Source organism: Mesorhizobium sp. M0598, assembly GCF_040320865.1.
Classification (GTDB): Bacteria; Pseudomonadota; Alphaproteobacteria; order Rhizobiales; family Rhizobiaceae; genus Mesorhizobium.
Genome location: NZ_JAMYQL010000009.1, coordinates 77,023 through 93,117, shown reverse-complemented (window position 1 = coordinate 93,117; position 16,095 = coordinate 77,023). Strand labels below are relative to the sequence as shown.

At 63.9% G+C, this 16,095-nt stretch carries 13 protein-coding genes; 10 read left to right on the top strand and 3 right to left on the bottom strand.

Going from position 1 to position 16,095, the window contains the following annotated elements:
- The first annotated feature begins 105 nt into the window (after positions 1–105).
- The gene (leuS, locus tag NKI59_RS14120) at positions 106–2,730 is read left to right on the top strand and encodes a leucine--tRNA ligase (protein WP_352471287.1); all 2,625 of its coding nucleotides are present in this window, start codon (positions 106–108) and stop codon (positions 2,728–2,730) included.
- Positions 2,717–3,298 carry an LPS assembly lipoprotein LptE gene (locus NKI59_RS14115; RefSeq protein ID WP_352613270.1) on the top strand — a complete coding sequence of 194 codons (582 nt, stop codon included), beginning with the start codon at positions 2,717–2,719 and terminating at the stop codon, positions 3,296–3,298. Before leuS ends, NKI59_RS14115 begins: the two co-directional genes overlap by 14 nt.
- 71 nt (positions 3,299–3,369) lie before the next feature.
- Here the strand turns inward: NKI59_RS14115 and fsa are convergent, their stop codons facing one another.
- On the bottom strand, positions 3,370–4,023 hold the full coding sequence (gene fsa / locus NKI59_RS14110; protein WP_023678103.1) for a fructose-6-phosphate aldolase: 654 nt from the start codon (positions 4,021–4,023) through the stop codon (positions 3,370–3,372).
- Between the two features lie 90 nt (positions 4,024–4,113).
- Between fsa and NKI59_RS14105 the strand changes: the two genes are divergently transcribed.
- The 8 genes from NKI59_RS14105 to lepB all read left to right on the top strand — a co-directional run bounded on the left by NKI59_RS14105 (position 4,114) and on the right by lepB (position 13,273).
- Positions 4,114–6,297, top strand: a complete 2,184-nt coding sequence (locus tag NKI59_RS14105; protein WP_352704840.1) for a primosomal protein N' — start codon at positions 4,114–4,116, stop codon at positions 6,295–6,297.
- A 107-nt stretch (positions 6,298–6,404) separates the two neighbouring features.
- Positions 6,405–6,800, top strand: a complete 396-nt coding sequence (locus NKI59_RS14100; protein WP_023678101.1) for an AGROH133_08824 family phage infection protein — start codon at positions 6,405–6,407, stop codon at positions 6,798–6,800.
- A gap of 246 nt (positions 6,801–7,046) precedes the next feature.
- A complete protein-coding gene (locus NKI59_RS14095) occupies positions 7,047–7,607 on the top strand; it encodes a F0F1 ATP synthase subunit delta (protein ID WP_352636906.1) in 561 nt (186 codons plus the stop codon).
- The gene (gene atpA, locus NKI59_RS14090) at positions 7,607–9,136 is read left to right on the top strand and encodes a F0F1 ATP synthase subunit alpha (RefSeq protein ID WP_352450899.1); all 1,530 of its coding nucleotides are present in this window, start codon (positions 7,607–7,609) and stop codon (positions 9,134–9,136) included. The genes NKI59_RS14095 and atpA overlap by 1 nt, the downstream gene beginning before the upstream one ends.
- Positions 9,137–9,164: 28 nt before the next feature.
- Positions 9,165–10,049, top strand: coding sequence for a F0F1 ATP synthase subunit gamma (locus NKI59_RS14085; protein WP_352450898.1), 885 nt, complete (start codon positions 9,165–9,167; stop codon positions 10,047–10,049).
- A gap of 67 nt (positions 10,050–10,116) precedes the next feature.
- Positions 10,117–11,682, top strand: coding sequence for a F0F1 ATP synthase subunit beta (gene atpD, locus NKI59_RS14080; RefSeq protein WP_023678097.1), 1,566 nt, complete (start codon positions 10,117–10,119; stop codon positions 11,680–11,682).
- 118 nt (positions 11,683–11,800) lie between these two features.
- On the top strand, positions 11,801–12,208 hold the full coding sequence (locus NKI59_RS14075) for a F0F1 ATP synthase subunit epsilon (protein WP_352489184.1): 408 nt from the start codon (positions 11,801–11,803) through the stop codon (positions 12,206–12,208).
- Between the two features lie 90 nt (positions 12,209–12,298).
- The gene (gene lepB / locus NKI59_RS14070; RefSeq protein WP_352704838.1) at positions 12,299–13,273 is read left to right on the top strand and encodes a signal peptidase I; all 975 of its coding nucleotides are present in this window, start codon (positions 12,299–12,301) and stop codon (positions 13,271–13,273) included.
- A 1-nt stretch (position 13,274) separates the two neighbouring features.
- Here the strand turns inward: lepB and uxuA are convergent, their stop codons facing one another.
- Positions 13,275–14,453, bottom strand: a complete 1,179-nt coding sequence (uxuA, locus tag NKI59_RS14065; protein ID WP_352704836.1) for a mannonate dehydratase — start codon at positions 14,451–14,453, stop codon at positions 13,275–13,277.
- Entirely contained in the window at positions 14,450–15,976 is a 1,527-nt protein-coding gene (locus NKI59_RS14060; RefSeq protein ID WP_352704834.1) for a mannitol dehydrogenase family protein, read from the bottom strand. The genes uxuA and NKI59_RS14060 overlap by 4 nt, the downstream gene beginning before the upstream one ends.
- Positions 15,977–16,095: the final 119 nt, after the last annotated feature.

The following is a 16,095-nucleotide window of genomic DNA, read 5'->3' as shown; positions in this document are numbered from 1 at the left end:
CAGTTGACGGGTCCGGCAATCCATGGTGAACACCGCGACGACATTTCCTGAGCCGCCCGGGCATTGTCCGGCGGCTCGCGCATGCTTTTAAGTGAAAAACACCCGATGGCAACCGAACGATACAATCCGCGCGCGTCAGAGCCCAAATGGCAGAAGGCCTGGGACGCCAAGAAGCTGTTCGAAGCCGACAATGACGACCCGCGCCCGAAATACTACGTGCTGGAGATGTTCCCCTATCCGTCGGGGCGCATCCATATCGGCCATACCCGCAACTATACGATGGGCGATGTGGTGGCGCGCTACAAGCGGGCCAAGGGTTTCAATGTGCTGCACCCGATGGGCTGGGACGCCTTTGGCATGCCAGCCGAAAACGCGGCGATGCAGAACAAGGTCCATCCCAAGGACTGGACCTATCAGAACATCGCCGCCATGCGCGAGCAGCTCAAGGTCATGGGCCTGTCGCTCGATTGGGCGCGCGAGTTCGCCACCTGCGATGTCGACTACTATCACCGCCAGCAGATGCTGTTCCTCGATTTCGTCGAGAAGGGGCTGGTGACGCGCAAATCCTCCAAGGTCAACTGGGATCCGGAGGACATGACGGTGCTTGCCAACGAGCAGGTCATCGACGGACGCGGCTGGCGCTCAGGCGCGCTGGTGGAACAGCGCGAGCTGACGCAGTGGTTCTTCAAGATCACCGATTATGCGCAGGATCTGCTGGATTCGCTCGATCAGCTCGACGACTGGCCGGAGAAAGTGAAGCTGATGCAGGCGAACTGGATCGGCCGTTCAGAAGGGCTGCTGATCCGCTGGCCGCTGGTCAAGCCAATCGCCGGCGAGCATGAGCTCGAAGTCTATACGACAAGGCCCGACACGATCTTCGGCGCGTCCTTCATGGCGATTGCGGCCGACCATCCGCTGGCCAAAAAGGCCGCCGAAGACAATCCGGCACTGGCAAAGTTCATCGACGAAGTCCGCCATATGGGCACTTCGGCGGCGGCCTTGGAGACGGCCGAGAAGAAGGGTTTCGATACCGGCACTCGCGTCGTCCATCCGTTCGACGAGAGGTGGACGCTACCCGTCTACGTCGCCAATTTCGTGCTGATGGACTATGGCACCGGCGCCATCTTCGGCTGCCCGGCACATGACCAGCGCGACCTCGACTTCGCCAACAGATACGGCCTTCCGGTCATTCCGGTGGTGATGCCGGAAGGCGAGAATCAAGGAAGCTTCCAGGTCATCGACGAGGCTTACGTCGATGATGGCGCGATGATCAATTCGCGCTTCCTCGACGGCATGAAGCCGGATCAGGCATTCGACGAGGTGGCGAAGCTGCTGGAACAAAGGACCATCGGCAACCGGCCGATGGCCGAGCGCAAGGTGAATTTCCGCCTGCGCGACTGGGGCATTTCGCGCCAGCGCTATTGGGGCTGCCCGATCCCGATGATCCATTGCGAGGATTGCGGCGTGGTGCCGGTGCCGAAAGCCGACCTGCCGGTCAAGCTGCCGGACGACATCGAGTTCGACCGGCCGGGCAATCCGCTCGATCGCCATCCGACATGGCGGCACGTCAAATGCCCGCGTTGCGGCAAGGATGCGCGGCGCGAAACCGACACGATGGACACATTTGTCGATTCTTCGTGGTATTTCGCGCGCTTCACCGCGCCGTGGGCAAACGATCCGACCGATCCCGAGGCCGCGACTGAATGGCTGCCGGTCGACCAGTATATTGGCGGTATTGAGCATGCGATCCTGCATTTGCTCTATTCGCGCTTTTTCACCCGCGCCATGCGCGAGACCGGCCATGTCGATCTCGCCGAGCCGTTCAGGGGCCTGTTCACGCAAGGCATGGTGGTACACGAGACCTATCGGGTTGGCGGCGCCTCGAACGGCCGCTGGCTTGCGCCAAGCGAGGTCAGGCTGGAAGACGCCGACGGCAAGCGCCGCGCCTTCGAAATCGCCACCGGCGAAGAGGCGGTGATCGGTCCGCTCGAAAAAATGTCGAAGTCGAAGAAGAATACGGTGAGTCCGGAAGAGATCACCGACGGCTACGGCGCCGATACGGCGCGCTGGTTCATGCTGTCGGACTCGCCGCCCGAGCGCGATGTCGAATGGACCGACGAGGGTGCGGCCGGCGCGCATCGCTTCATCCAGCGCATCTGGCGCCTGGTGTCGACGGCTGCCGAATCGCTCGCCGGAGTCCGGCCAGAGGCGGCGAAGGACGGCGAGGCCGGGACAGTGTCCAAGGCCGCGCACAAGATCCTGAAGTTGGTCGGCGAGGATATCGAAAAGCTCGCCTTCAACCGCGCCATCGCCCGCATCTATGAGCTCGCCAATGCCTTGACCGTACCGCTCAACGAGGCGGCAGAGGGCAAGGCCGGTCCGGCCCTGCAAGCGGCCTGCCGTGAGGCCGTCGAGATCCTGGTGCACCTGATCGCGCCGGTCATGCCGCATCTGGCCGAGGAGTGCTGGCAGACGCTCGGCGGCACCGACCTTGTCGCCGAACGGCCCTGGCCGGACTACGATGCCTCGCTTGTCGTCGACGCCGAGATCGTGCTGCCGGTCCAGGTCAACGGCAAGAAGCGCGGTGATTTGACAATTGCCCGCGACGCGGACCAAGGTGCGGTCGAAAAAGCGGTTCTGGCTCTCGAGTTCGTGCAGAAAGCGCTCGAAGGTAAGGCGCCGCGCAAGGTGATCATCGTGCCGCAGAGGATCGTCAATGTCGTTGCCTGATCCGAAAAAAGCGGAGCTGACGCTGCGCCGTGTCGTGCTTTACGGGCTGCTCGCCTCGGTGGCGCTGGTTTCCGCCTGCACGGTGCGGCCGCTCTATTCGAGCGCGCCGCTGATCGCCGGCTCGCAGGTCGGCGCCGCTGCCGAGCTGGCATCGATCTCGGTCAAGCCGGTCAAGACCCGCTACGCCCAGCAGGTCCGCAACAATTTGATCTTCGCGCTTGGCCAGGGCGCCGGCGAGCCGGCTTCGCCGGTCTATTCGCTTGATCTCGGCGTCTCCGAACTCGTCGAATCGGCGGCAATCGAGCAGGTCACGACCGACGAGGACGAGCCGACCGCCGGCACTGTGACGCTGACTGCCAACTATGTGCTCAGCGATGCCAAGACGGGCACGGTCATAGCGAGGGGCAAGCGCTCGATTCCGTCGTCATACGACAGGCCGCGCCAGGAATTCGCGTCATACCGGGCCCAGATCGACGCCGAGAACCGTGCGGCGCGCGAGCTGGCAGATGTGCTGCGGCTGTCGATTGCCCAGGATCTGATCAAGCACGGCAGGCCGGCGGCAAGCTAGGTCTTTCCAGAGTGCGCAATCTGCAAAAAAAGGCCGATTGCTCGGCCTTTTTTGTTCGTAGGACAGTCGCTTCAGCCGATCTTCTGCCCGGTCTTTGCCCAGTCGGCGAGGAACAGTTCCAGGCCCTTGTCGGTCAGCGGGTGCTTGACCAGCGCCTTGAGCGTCGCCGGCGGCGCGGTGATGACATCGGCACCGATCAGCGCCGCCTGCTTGACATGGTTCACGGTACGCACCGAAGCGGTCAGGATTTCAGTCTGGAAGTCATAATTGTCGTAGATGGTGCGGATATCGGCAATCAGCTCCATGCCGTCCCAGCCGCTGTCGTCGATGCGGCCGACGAAGGGCGAGATGAAGGAGGCGCCGGCCTTGGCGGCGAGCAGCGCCTGGGTGGCCGAGAAGCACAGCGTGACGTTGACCATGCGGCCGTCCGACCGGATGTCCTTGCAGGCTCTCAGGCCGTCGAGCGTCAGCGGCACCTTGATGCAGACATTGTCGGCGATCCTGGCCAGGATCTTGGCCTCCGCCATCATGTCCTTGTATTCGGTGGCGACGACTTCGGCCGAGACTGGGCCCTTGACGATCTCGCAGATCTCTCTTGTGACGTCGGCGATCTTGCCGCCGGATTTCAGGATCAGCGACGGATTGGTGGTTACGCCGTCGAGCAGCCCCAAATCGTTCAGCTCGCGGATTTCCTTGACATCGGCGGTGTCGACAAAAAATTTCATGGCGGTCTCCTGAAGATTTTTCATGTGCACGTCATGCACATTTGGGGTCGGACTTTGATCTAGACCAAAGTCGGGGCAAGGTCACGCCTCATGATCGAAGATTCGCCCTTTGTCGCGGCCGCACCGGTGCTGGTGCCGATGCCCGCCGAGCGCCCCTACACCTATGCCGTGCCGGCTGGCATGCGCGTCGTGCCGGGCTCGATCGTGCGCGTTCCGCTTGGGCCCCGCCAGGTCGCCGGCATCGTCTGGGACGGCGCCGTCGAAAAGGTTGACGCGAAGAAATTGCGGCCGATCGAGCAGGTTTTCGACTGCCCGCCGATCGACCGCGCGATGCGGCGTTTTGTCGATTGGGTGGCGCAGTACACACTGTCGCCGCCCGGCATGGTGGCGCGCATGCTGCTCAGGGCGCCGGAGGCGTTCGACCCGGAGCCGTGGATCGAAGGGCTGCAGCGCACCTTCGCCAAGCCCGACCGGATGACGGAGGCGAGGACGCGCGTGCTGGAGACGGCCGAAGGCGGACTTGCCTGGACGCGATCCGGCCTGGCGCATGCGGCAGGCGTGTCGTCGTCGGTGGTGGACGGGCTGCGGGCGCAGGGCGTATTCCAGACGGTGATGATCCCGCCGCGGCCGGTGGTCGCAGCACCCGATCCCGGCTACGCCGTGCCTTCACTGATGCCCGACCAGAGCGATGCCGCCGAGACGCTGCGCGCCAATGTCGCGACCGGTACATTCGGGGTCACCCTGCTCGACGGTGTAACCGGATCCGGCAAGACGGAGGTCTATTTCGAGGCGGTCGCGGCCGCGCTCGATCGTGGCAAGCAGGTGCTGATCCTGCTGCCGGAAATTGCGCTGACCCACGCTTTCCTCGAACGCTTCCAGGAGCGGTTCGGTGCCAAGCCGGCGGAGTGGCACTCGGACCTGCCGCCAAGAATGCGCGAAAAGGTCTGGCGACAGGTGGCGGAAGGCGGCGTGCGGGTCGTCGCCGGCGCGCGCTCGGCGCTGTTCCTGCCGTTCAGGGAGCTTGGACTGATCGTCGTCGACGAAGAGCACGATCCCGCCTACAAGCAGGAGGATCGCGTCTTTTACAACGCGCGCGACATGGCCGTGGTGCGCGGCCATATCGGCGGCTTTCCGGTCGTGCTCGCCTCGGCGACACCGTCGGTCGAAAGCCGGGTCAATGCCAGCCAGGGCCGCTACAGCAGGGCGGTGCTTTCGGCGCGCTTTGCCGAGGCGGCACTTCCCGATCTCAAGACGATCGACATGCGCCGCGCGCCGCCGGCACGCGGCGGCTTCCTGTCGCCGGTGCTGCTCGGCCATATGCGGCAGACGCTGGAAAGAAAGGAACAGTCGCTGCTGTTCCTCAACCGGCGCGGCTATGCGCCGCTGACGCTCTGCCGGGTCTGCGGCCACCGCTTCGGCTGTCCGGTCTGCTCGGCCTGGCTGGTCGAGCACCGCTTTCGCGGCCAGCTCGTCTGCCACCACTGCGGGCACAATGAACGCCGGCCCGAAGCCTGTCCGGAATGCGGTACGCTCGATCATCTGGTCGCCTGCGGGCCGGGCGTCGAGCGCATCGCCGAGGAGGTCGTCGCGCATTTCCCCGATGCCCGCACTATCGTACTGTCGTCCGACCTGATGGGCGGCGTGCGCCGGCTGCGGCTCGAGCTTGAAGCCATCGCCAATGGCGAGGCCGACATCGTCATCGGCACGCAACTCGTCGCCAAGGGCCATAATTTCCCCAACATGACGCTGGTCGGTGTGGTCGATGCCGATCTCGGCCTTGCCAATGGCGATCCGCGCGCCGCCGAGCGCACTTTCCAACTGCTCAGCCAGGTGACCGGCCGCGCCGGCCGCACCGGCAAGAAGAGCCTTGGCCTGCTGCAGACTTTCCAGCCCGACCATCCCGTAATGCGGGCGATCGTCTCCGGCGATGCCGAGGCCTTCTACGAACGTGAGATCGCCGAACGCGAGCGGGCGGGGCTGCCGCCCTTCGGCCGGCTGGCCGGCGTCATCGTCAGCGCGGCGACACGGGCGGAAGCCGAAGGGCACGCCCGCGGCCTGCGCCGAGCCGCGCCGCAGGCCAGCGACCTGTTCGTGCTCGGCCCGGCCGAGGCGCCGCTATCATTGATCGGCGGGCGCCATCGCTTTCGCCTGCTGATCCAGGGCGAACGGCGCGCCGACATGCAAGGATTCATCCGCACCATGCTGGCTGAGGGACCGAAGATACGGGGTTCGGTACGCGTCCAGGTCGACATCGACCCGCAGAGCTTTTTGTGAAGGGGCTCAGAGGATAGGCTTCCGTAAATTGCCGATGCCCATCTGGCGTATGTCTCTTGCTTCGTTAGAATGCCCGAAATTTTGAATATCCATTTACGAGGGGAAACATGGAATTTGCGTTTCCGTGGCCGATGAGCCAGGGCGAGTGGCTGGCATGGTCGAGCGCCGTGGTGACCTTGCTGTTCGGCCTGCTGCTGTTCCTGGCGCCAGGGTTGGCCTTCCGGATCCTGCGGCTGCAGGTCAGACCGGAGAAGGCAGCGGCGATCGCCGAGGGGCGCGGCCGGATGTCGGGCTTCTATCTCGGCCTCAGCCTGTGCTGCATCCTCCTGGCGCAGCCGCTGCTCTATATGGCGCTCGGCTTCTCCTGGCTGTTCACCGCCTTCGGCCGTCTGCTGTCGATGATGTCGGACGGCGCCAACACGCCGTTCAACTGGGCATCCATCGTCGTCGAGCTGGTGCTGGCGGCGCTGCCTCTGGCCTTCGCCTTCGGCTTTTTGCCCTGAATCAGGGATCAATCCGGGGTTGGTTGCTGAACTCGGCCACCGGATGCGACAATAGTGCCTGAAAACCATGCCGGACGACGCATTGCGGTCTGAAAATGCCTGTGCTAGACGGCAATCGACTTTCGACCGGGGATAGCGGAAGCCGCGCCTCCGTGCTTGGAAAAATGCAGTAAGGTCAAAGATTTAGCCAGAGTTTTTGCTCGCGCCAACAATCTGCGGCCTGTCAGACAAGAGAAAAGACGGTCCGTGGCCCAATCGTCATCGCCAATCTCAGGTGTCGCAGAACGCTATGCGGGTTCGCTGTTCGAACTCGCGCTGCAGACCAATTCGGTCGCCAGCGTCGAGGCCGACCTCAACAGTTTCGAAGCGATGCTCGAAGGCAGCGCTGACCTTTCGCGGCTGATCAGGAGCCCTGTCTTCTCCAGCGAGGACCAGGCCAAGGCGATCGCCGCGATCGCCGACAAAGCGGGGATCACCGGCCTCACCGGCAATTTCCTGCGCGTCGTTGCCCAGAATCGCCGGCTGTTTGCCGTGCCCGGCATGATCAAGGCGTTCCGCCAGATCGCCGCCGAACACCGCGGCGAGACCGCCGCCGAGGTCACCTCGGCGCATGCGCTGACGCCTGCCCAGGAAACCGAGCTGAAAGCAGCGCTGAAAAGCGTCGCCGGCAAGGACGTGGCGATCACGGTCACCGTTGATCCGTCGCTGCTCGGCGGACTGGTGGTCAAGATCGGCTCGCGCCAGATCGATACGTCGCTCAAAACCAAACTCAATTCGCTCAAGCTTGCACTGAAAGAGGTCGGCTGATGGACATCCGCGCCGCGGAAATTTCCGCAATTCTGAAAGACCAGATCAAGAATTTCGGCAAGGAGGCCGAGGTCTCCGAAGTCGGCCAGGTGCTGTCAGTCGGTGACGGTATCGCCCGCGTCTACGGCCTCGACAATGTCCAGGCCGGCGAGATGGTCGAGTTCCCCGGCGGCATCCGCGGCATGGCGCTCAACCTCGAAGCCGACAATGTCGGCGTTGTCATCTTCGGCGCCGACCGCGACATCAAGGAAGGCGACACCGTCAAGCGCACCGGCGCCATCGTCGATGCGCCCGTCGGCATGGGCTTGCTCGGCCGCGTCGTCGACGCGCTCGGCAACCCGATTGACGGCAAAGGCCCGATCCAGGCCACCGAACGCAAGCGCGTCGACGTCAAGGCGCCCGGCATCATCCCGCGCAAATCGGTGAACGAGCCGATGTCGACCGGCCTCAAGGCCATCGACGCGCTGATCCCGGTCGGCCGCGGCCAGCGCGAGCTGGTCATCGGCGACCGCCAGACCGGCAAGACCGCGATCATCCTCGACACCATGCTCAACCAGAAATCGGTGCACGACAACGGCCCTGAGAAGGAAAAGCTGTACTGCGTCTATGTCGCCGTCGGCCAGAAGCGCTCGACGGTGGCGCAGTTCGTCAAGGTCCTGGAAGAGCGCGGCGCGCTCGACTATTCGATCATCATCGCCGCGACCGCCTCCGATCCGGCGCCAATGCAGTTCCTGGCGCCGTTCACCGCCTGCACCATGGGCGAATATTTCCGTGACAACGGCATGCACGCGCTGATCAGCTACGACGACCTGTCGAAGCAGGCCGTCGCCTATCGCCAGATGTCGCTGCTGCTGCGCCGTCCGCCGGGCCGCGAAGCCTATCCCGGCGACGTTTTCTACCTGCACTCGCGCCTGCTCGAGCGCGCCGCCAAGCTCAACGACGAAAACGGCGGCGGGTCTCTGACGGCGCTGCCGATCATCGAAACGCAGGCCAACGACGTTTCGGCCTATATCCCGACCAACGTCATCTCGATCACCGACGGCCAGATCTTCCTGGAAACCAATCTGTTCTTCCAGGGCGTCCGTCCGGCGGTCAATGTCGGCCTTTCGGTGTCGCGCGTCGGCTCCTCGGCGCAGATCAAGGCGATGAAGCAGGTTGCCGGGTCGATCAAGGGCGAGCTCGCGCAGTACCGCGAAATGGCTGCTTTCGCGCAGTTCGGCTCCGATCTCGATGCCGCCACGCAACGCCTGCTCAACCGCGGCTCGCGTCTGACCGAGCTGTTGAAGCAGCCGCAATTCTCGCCGCTCAAAGTCGAGGAGCAGGTCGCGGTGATCTTCGCCGGCGTCAACGGCTATCTCGACAAGCTGGCGGTCAACCAGGTCGGCAAGTTCGAGCATGGTCTGTTGTCGCATATGCGCTCGGCCGGTAAGGACGTGCTCGACGGCATCCGCAAGGAGAAGGCGCTGTCCGACGATCTGCGCGCCAGGCTGAAGGCAGAAATCGACGCCTTCGCCAAGACCTTTGCTTGAGCAGGACGGACGGGATCAGGTTTGAAGCATGCCTTCGTTAAAAGACCTTCGTAACCGTATCGCCTCGGTCAAGGCGACGCAGAAGATCACCAAGGCGATGCAGATGGTCGCCGCGGCGAAGCTGCGTCGCGCGCAGGAAGCGGCGGAAGCGGCGCGTCCCTATTCGGAGCGCATGGGCGCGGTGCTGGCCAACATCACCCAGGCGATCGGCGGCGGCGGCGATGCCCCGGCACTGATGACCGGCACCGGCAAGGACGACGTGCATCTGCTTGTCGTCTGCACGGCCGAACGCGGTCTGTGCGGCGGGTTCAATTCGCAGATCGCCCGCTTTGCCCGCGACCACATCCGCAAGCTTCTGGCCGACGGCAAGCAGGTCAAGATCATCTGCGTCGGCAAGAAGGGGTTCGACATATTGCGCCGCGACTACGGGGCGCTGATCATCGAGCGTGTCGACCTGCGCGAGGTCAAGACGCTGGGCTTCGTCAATGCCGATGCCATCGCCAAGAAGGTGATCCACCTGTTCAACGAAGGCGGCTTCGACATCTGCACGCTATTCTATTCGCAGTTCAAGTCGGTGATCAGCCAGATCCCGACGGCGCAGCAAATTGTCCCGGCGGGCGCGCCTTCGGCTGCCGCGGAAGTGAAGGACGGCGGCAGCGCCGTCTACGAATACGAGCCGGAGCCGGGCGAAATCCTCTCCGATCTCATCCCGCGCAACATTTCCGTGCAGGTTTTTCGCGCGCTGCTCGAGAATGCCGCCGGCGAGATGGGCGCCAAGATGAGCGCCATGGACAATGCGACGCGCAACGCCGGCGACATGATCAACAAATTGTCGATCACCTACAACCGCCAGCGGCAGGCGCAGATCACCAAGGAATTGATCGAAATCATTTCGGGCGCCGAGGCGCTCTAGGCACGCCCACAAGGAGGTCATCGACCTCAAGCGTGTGAGAAACAAAGAGACGAAAAGGGTAAAGACGATGGCGAAAGCAGCGACCCCCAAGACGGCAGCCCCTAAGGCCGCGGCACCAGCGAAGGCTCCGGCAGCAGCAAAGGCCGCTCCGGCCAAGAAGGCGGCAGCAACCAAGGCCGCCGCTGTGAATACGCCGGCCGCCACCATCAAGAAAACCGGCCTGGCAGGCAAGGTTCGCCAGGTCATCGGCGCCGTTGTCGACGTCCAGTTCGGCGAACATCTGCCGGCGATCCTGAACGCGCTTGAGACGATCAACGTCGGCAATCGCCTCGTGCTCGAAGTGGCCCAGCATCTGGGCGAGAACACCGTGCGCTGCATCGCCATGGACTCGACCGAAGGTCTGGTCCGCGGCCAGGACGTCTATGACACCGGTGCACCGATTACCGTGCCGGTCGGCCCGGGCATGCTCGGCCGCATCATCAACGTCATCGGCGAGCCGGTCGACGAGGCAGGCCCGGTCGACGGCATCGAGATGCGCTCGATCCACCAGCCGGCGCCGACCTATGTCGAGCAGTCGACGGAAGCGCAGATCCTGGTCACCGGCATCAAGGTGCTCGACCTGCTGGCCCCCTATGCCCGCGGCGGCAAGATCGGCCTGTTCGGCGGCGCCGGCGTCGGCAAAACGGTGCTAATCCAGGAACTGATCAACAACGTCGCCAAGGCGCATGGCGGCTTCTCGGTGTTCGCCGGCGTCGGCGAGCGCACCCGCGAAGGCAACGACCTCTATCACGAGTTCATCGAGTCCGGCGTCAACAAGAAGGGCGGCGGCGAAGGCTCCAAGGCCGCGCTCGTCTATGGCCAGATGAACGAGCCGCCGGGCGCGCGCGCTCGCGTCGGCCTGACCGGCCTGACGGTTGCCGAGTATTTCCGCGACCAGGGCCAGGATGTGCTGTTCTTCGTAGACAACATCTTCCGCTTCACGCAGGCGGGCTCGGAAGTGTCGGCGCTGCTCGGCCGCATTCCTTCGGCCGTGGGCTACCAGCCGACACTTGCCACCGACATGGGCGCGCTGCAGGAGCGTATCACCACAACGACCAAGGGCTCGATCACCTCGGTGCAGGCGATCTATGTGCCGGCCGACGACCTGACCGACCCGGCACCGGCGACCTCGTTCGCCCACCTCGACGCGACGACCGTGCTCAACCGCGCGATTTCGGAAAAGGGCATCTATCCGGCCGTCGATCCGCTCGATTCGACCTCGCGCATGCTTGACCCGATGGTTGTCGGCGAAGAGCATTACCAGGTCGCCCGCCAGGTGCAGTCGATCCTTCAGCGCTACAAGTCGCTGCAGGACATCATCGCCATCCTGGGCATGGACGAGCTGTCGGAAGAGGATAAGCAGACCGTGGCCCGCGCCCGCAAGATCGAGCGCTTCCTGTCGCAGCCCTTCTTCGTCGCCGAAGTGTTCACCGGCGCACCGGGCAAGCTGGTCGACCTCGCCGACACCATCAAGGGCTTCAAGGGCCTTTGCAACGGCGATTACGACCATCTGCCGGAGGCCGCCTTCTACATGGTCGGCGGCATCGAGGAAGCGGTCGAGAAGGCACAGCGCCTGGCCGCTGAAGCGGCCTGATGGTGAATGGTCAATAGTGAATTGTGAATGGGGAGTAGCGGATAGGAAATCGGGGCTGAGTGAAGGTCATTCTTTCTGACCGTTCACCATTCACCATTCACCAGTCGCTAAATTGATCATGCCTGAAGCTTTCAAATTCGAACTGGTCTCGCCGGAGCGCCTCTTGGTTTCCGAGCAGGTCGAATCCGTCGTCATCCCGGGCGCCGAAGGCGAGATGACTGTCATGGCGCATCACGCGCCGGTCATGACCACAATCAAGCCGGGCGTCGTTACGCTGAAGACCGCGCAAGGCAAGGAAGAGCGCTATGTGGTGTTCGGCGGCTTTGCCGACATCGTTCCGGCCGGCTGCACGCTTCTCGCGGAATCGGCTGTGGCCGTCGGCGACATCGACCGCGCCGACCTTGCCCGCCGCATCCAGGAGGCGAGGGAAGACGCCGCCGACGCCAAGGACGACCAGACCCGCAGCAAGGCCGAGCAGTTCCTCAACCAGCTCACCACGCTCGAAGGCGCCATCCTGCCGGCGTGAGTTCCGCTCAAATGACTAACTGAAAAAGCGGGCTTGCCCCGCTTTTTTGTTTGGTGGACAGTCTGGCTGGCTTGGCGTGGGGGGTGGCCGATGACAGAACAAGCAGTGCAACAAGAAACTATCTCGCGATCCAGATGGTCGACGGCCCTCGTTTCGGCCTTTGGCGGCCCGTTTGGCGGGTTCCTCTGGATCGGCAGCGGCAAACTGGCGGTCGCCAGCCTGGTGGTGATCAGCGTCGTCGTTTTCGCGCTTGTTTACATTGGCTTTCCGGTATTGCCTGGCGTCGATCTTGCTTGGTGGGCCAATTTTTCAGGGATCGGTTTGATGGCCCTGTGGGCATCGATCGTTGTTCCCTTCGCGCACCGGTTCAAGCCGGACAGATGGTACGCGCGTGGGCTTTCGGTGCTGGTGCTCGTCTTTCTGACCTCGTATCCGGCTGCATTCGCAATACGCGCGTTCCTGCTCCAGCCTTTTTCGATTCCCTCCAGCAGCATGGTGCCGACGTTGCAGGAAGGCGACTATCTCTTCGTCTCCAAAATGGCATACGGCTACAGCCGCTACAGCGAGCCGTTCAACTTGCTTCCCGTTGATGGACGTATATTCGGCGCGGAACCCAAAAGGGGAGATGTGGTTGTCTTCAAGTTCCCGCCCGATCCGAGCGTGGACTACATCCAGCGGATCGTCGGCCTTCCCGGCGAGAAGATCCAGATCATCGACGGGGTGCTTCACATCAACGATGTCGCGGTGGGACTCGACGATACCGGCACTTTTTCGTCCGAAGAGTTCTCGAAAGCCAAACTTCAACGCGAAACTCTGCCGGGGGGCGTCACCCATTCCGTCCTCAACCTCACCGACAACTCGATCGGCGACAATACGCGCGTGTTTGAGGTGCCCGAAGGTCACTACTTCGTGCTTGGTGACAATCGCGACAATGCCTCCGACAGCCGGTTCAGTGTCGGGTTTGTCCCCTATGAAAATCTGGTCGGCAAGGCCGTGCGGCTGTTCTGGAATTCCAAAGGCGTCGACTATTCGTCCCGACAAATATTGGATCCGTCAGGCAAATAGCTCAAACTGTCAGTGCCTCTACTGCTCGCATGACGCCGCGCAGTTCGGCGAGGCCCTTCAGCCGTCCGATGCAGGAATAGCCGGGGTTCACCTTCTTGCCGATGTCGTCGACGATGGCATGGCCATGGTCGGGACGCATCGGCATCTGCCAGTCCGCCCTGCCTGCCGCCTTGCGCCGCCGCTCTTCGCCAATCAGCGCCGACACGACCGCCACCATGTCGGTGTCGCCGTCGAGGTGCTCGGCTTCGTGGAAAGAGCCGTCTGGCTCCTTGGTGACATTGCGCAGATGGGCGAAATGGATGTTTTCGGCGAAGGCCTTGGCCATCGTCGGCAGATCGTTCTGCGCGCCCGCGCCGTAGGAGCCGGTGCACAGTGTCAGCCCGTTGGCCGGCGAAGCGACCGCGTCGAGCAGCGCGCGGGCATCGGCTGCCTTGGAAACGATGCGCGGCAGGCCAAACAACGAAAAAGGCGGATCGTCGGGGTGGATCGCCATCCTGACGCCGGCCTCTTCGGCCACCGGCACGATCTCGCGCAGGAAGGCAAACAGGTTTTCGCGCAGGCCTTCGGTGGAGACGTCCTTGTAGAGGTCGAGGGCGCGGCGGAAGCTTGCCCGATCGAAGATGAATTCGCGCGCCGGGACCCAGCCGATCAGGTTGCGCTCCAGCCTTGCCTTGTCGCTGTCGCTCATCCCTTGCAGTCGCACACGCGCGGCCTCGATACGGGCCGGTGGGTGATCGGCCTCCGCCCCTTCTCGCTCGAGGATGAAGACGTCATAGGCGCAGAGCTCGACGACATCGAAGCGCAGCGCCGTGCCACCATGCGGCATGGGATAATCGAGGTCTGTGCGCGTCCAGTCGGTGATCGCCATGAAATTATAGCAGACGGTGTTGATACCGGCGGCGGCGACGGCGCGGATCGAGGCCTTGTAATTGTCGATCAGGCTGCGCCAGTCGCCGCTGCGGGTCTTGATGTCCTCGTGCACGACGATGCTCTCGACCACGTCCCAGGTCAGGCCTGCTGCCTCGATGTCGGCCTTGCGCCTGGCGGTCTCGTCCGCCGGCCAGGCGCGGCCGTCATTGAGGTGATGCAGCGCGCTGACGATGCCGACGGCGCCGGCTTGACGGACATGGGCAAGCGTCACCGGATCGTCCGGCCCGAACCAGCGCCAGGTTTGTCTCATGGCTTCTCACTCCCTATGCCAAGCGCCGCGAAGGCAGCGGCAGGTCCGCCCCGCCGCAGGCGCTCGAGATGGGCTGCCGTCAGATCGATCAGTGTCATGCGGTGGGAATGGTCCTTGGCGAAGCCGGCGAGATCGAATATCGCTGTCACCGTTTCATCAGCCGGCCGGCTGCCGAGCGCCGTAAGCCGAGCGTCGATCGGGTCGGTAAAATGGGCTTCCGGCAAGGTTTTGCCGCGCGCTTCGCAAGCGGTGATCCAGGCCGCCACCACCAGCATGAGATGCGCGGGCGGGTCACCGGCACCCAGCCGATCGAGGGCCGAGGCGACGATGCGCTGCGGCAGCTTCTGGCTGCCGTCATTGGCGATCTGCGCAGTGCGATGGGCGAGCGCGGTGTTCGAATAGCGTTCGGCGAGCTGGGCCGTGTAGCCGGCCGTATCGAGCCCGGCGTCCTGCGGCAGTGTCGGGATGGCCTCGGCCCATAGTCCGTCGACGAATTGCCGGATCGCCGGATTGGCAAAGGCGCGGTCGACCGTGTCGTAGCCGCTGAGCAGGCCGAGATAGGCGATTGCCGAATGCGAACCGTTGAGCAGCCGCAGCTTCATGTCCTCGAAGGGCCCGACGTCGCCGACCATGGTGACGCCGAACTTTTCCCAGGCCGGCCTGCCTGCCGGGAAATCGTCTTCGACCACCCATTGGCAGAACGGCTCGGTCATCACCGGCCAGGCATCCTCGGCGCCGAGCTCGACGGCGATACGCGCCCGGTCGGCATCGGTGGTCGCCGGCACGATGCGGTCGACCATGCTCGACGGAAAGGCGACGCCGTCGGCGATGTGTGCGGCGAGCCTGGCATCCCCTGAAGTGGCGAGCCTGGCATCGCCTGAAGTGGCGAGCCTGGCATCGCGCAGCGCGGCGAATTCGACCAGCAGGCGGTGCAGCGTGGCGCCATTGGCCGGAAGGTTGTCGCAGCAGAGCACGGTGAAAGGCTGGATGTCGGCGGCACGGCGGCGCGACAGCGCCTCGGTCAGGAAACCATGCGCCGTCCGTGGCATTTGCGGGTTGGCCAGATCATGGACGATGTCGGGGTGGGTATTGTCGAGGCCGCCGCCGGCTGCCCTCAAATAGGCCTTTTCGGTGATCGTCAGCGTGACGATGCGGGTGCGCGGATCGGTCAGGGCGGCGAGCACCGCAGCCGGATCTTCCGGCGCCACCAGCAGCGACAGGATCGAGCCGACGACGCGCAGCTCTTCGCCGATGCTGCTCCTGATCGCCAGCGTATAGAGGCCATCCTGCGGCTCCAGTGCGTCGCGCGTGTCAGGACTGCGCAAGGACACGCCGACAATGCCCCAGTCCGCCTCGCCCGCCGCCAGGCAGTCGTCGACATAGGCCGCCTGGTGGGCGCGATGGAAGGCACCGACGCCGAGATGGACGATGCCAGGTGCGACGCCGCCGCGGGCGTAGCGCGGGACCGCGACCGAAGCCGGCAGTGCCTTCAGCGTGCTGTTGGAAAGGCGTCTATTGGTCATTGCGCCACGTGTCTGATCGAGATTGTTGTGTCACTGCTGGCAGGCGGCGTAACACCCGATGCCGTCACGCACAATGGGCAATGGCCGACGAAAAGTCATCATACAACAACCCAGTTTTT

Excerpts from the sequence above, each read along its gene's own strand:
- leuS (WP_352471287.1), top strand. The coding sequence starts at position 106 with ATGGCAACCGAACGATACAATCCGCGCGCGTCAGAGCCCAAATGGCAG.
- NKI59_RS14115 (WP_352613270.1), top strand. The coding sequence starts at position 2,717 with ATGTCGTTGCCTGATCCGAAAAAAGCGGAGCTGACGCTGCGCCGTGTC.
- fsa (WP_023678103.1), bottom strand. The coding sequence starts at position 4,023 with ATGAAATTTTTTGTCGACACCGCCGATGTCAAGGAAATCCGCGAGCTG.
- NKI59_RS14105 (WP_352704840.1), top strand. The coding sequence starts at position 4,114 with ATGATCGAAGATTCGCCCTTTGTCGCGGCCGCACCGGTGCTGGTGCCG.
- NKI59_RS14100 (WP_023678101.1), top strand. The coding sequence starts at position 6,405 with ATGGAATTTGCGTTTCCGTGGCCGATGAGCCAGGGCGAGTGGCTGGCA.
- atpA (WP_352450899.1), top strand. The coding sequence starts at position 7,607 with ATGGACATCCGCGCCGCGGAAATTTCCGCAATTCTGAAAGACCAGATC.
- NKI59_RS14085 (WP_352450898.1), top strand. The coding sequence starts at position 9,165 with ATGCCTTCGTTAAAAGACCTTCGTAACCGTATCGCCTCGGTCAAGGCG.
- atpD (WP_023678097.1), top strand. The coding sequence starts at position 10,117 with ATGGCGAAAGCAGCGACCCCCAAGACGGCAGCCCCTAAGGCCGCGGCA.
- NKI59_RS14075 (WP_352489184.1), top strand. The coding sequence starts at position 11,801 with ATGCCTGAAGCTTTCAAATTCGAACTGGTCTCGCCGGAGCGCCTCTTG.
- lepB (WP_352704838.1), top strand. The coding sequence starts at position 12,299 with ATGACAGAACAAGCAGTGCAACAAGAAACTATCTCGCGATCCAGATGG.
- uxuA (WP_352704836.1), bottom strand. The coding sequence starts at position 14,453 with ATGAGACAAACCTGGCGCTGGTTCGGGCCGGACGATCCGGTGACGCTT.
- NKI59_RS14060 (WP_352704834.1), bottom strand. The coding sequence starts at position 15,976 with ATGACCAATAGACGCCTTTCCAACAGCACGCTGAAGGCACTGCCGGCT.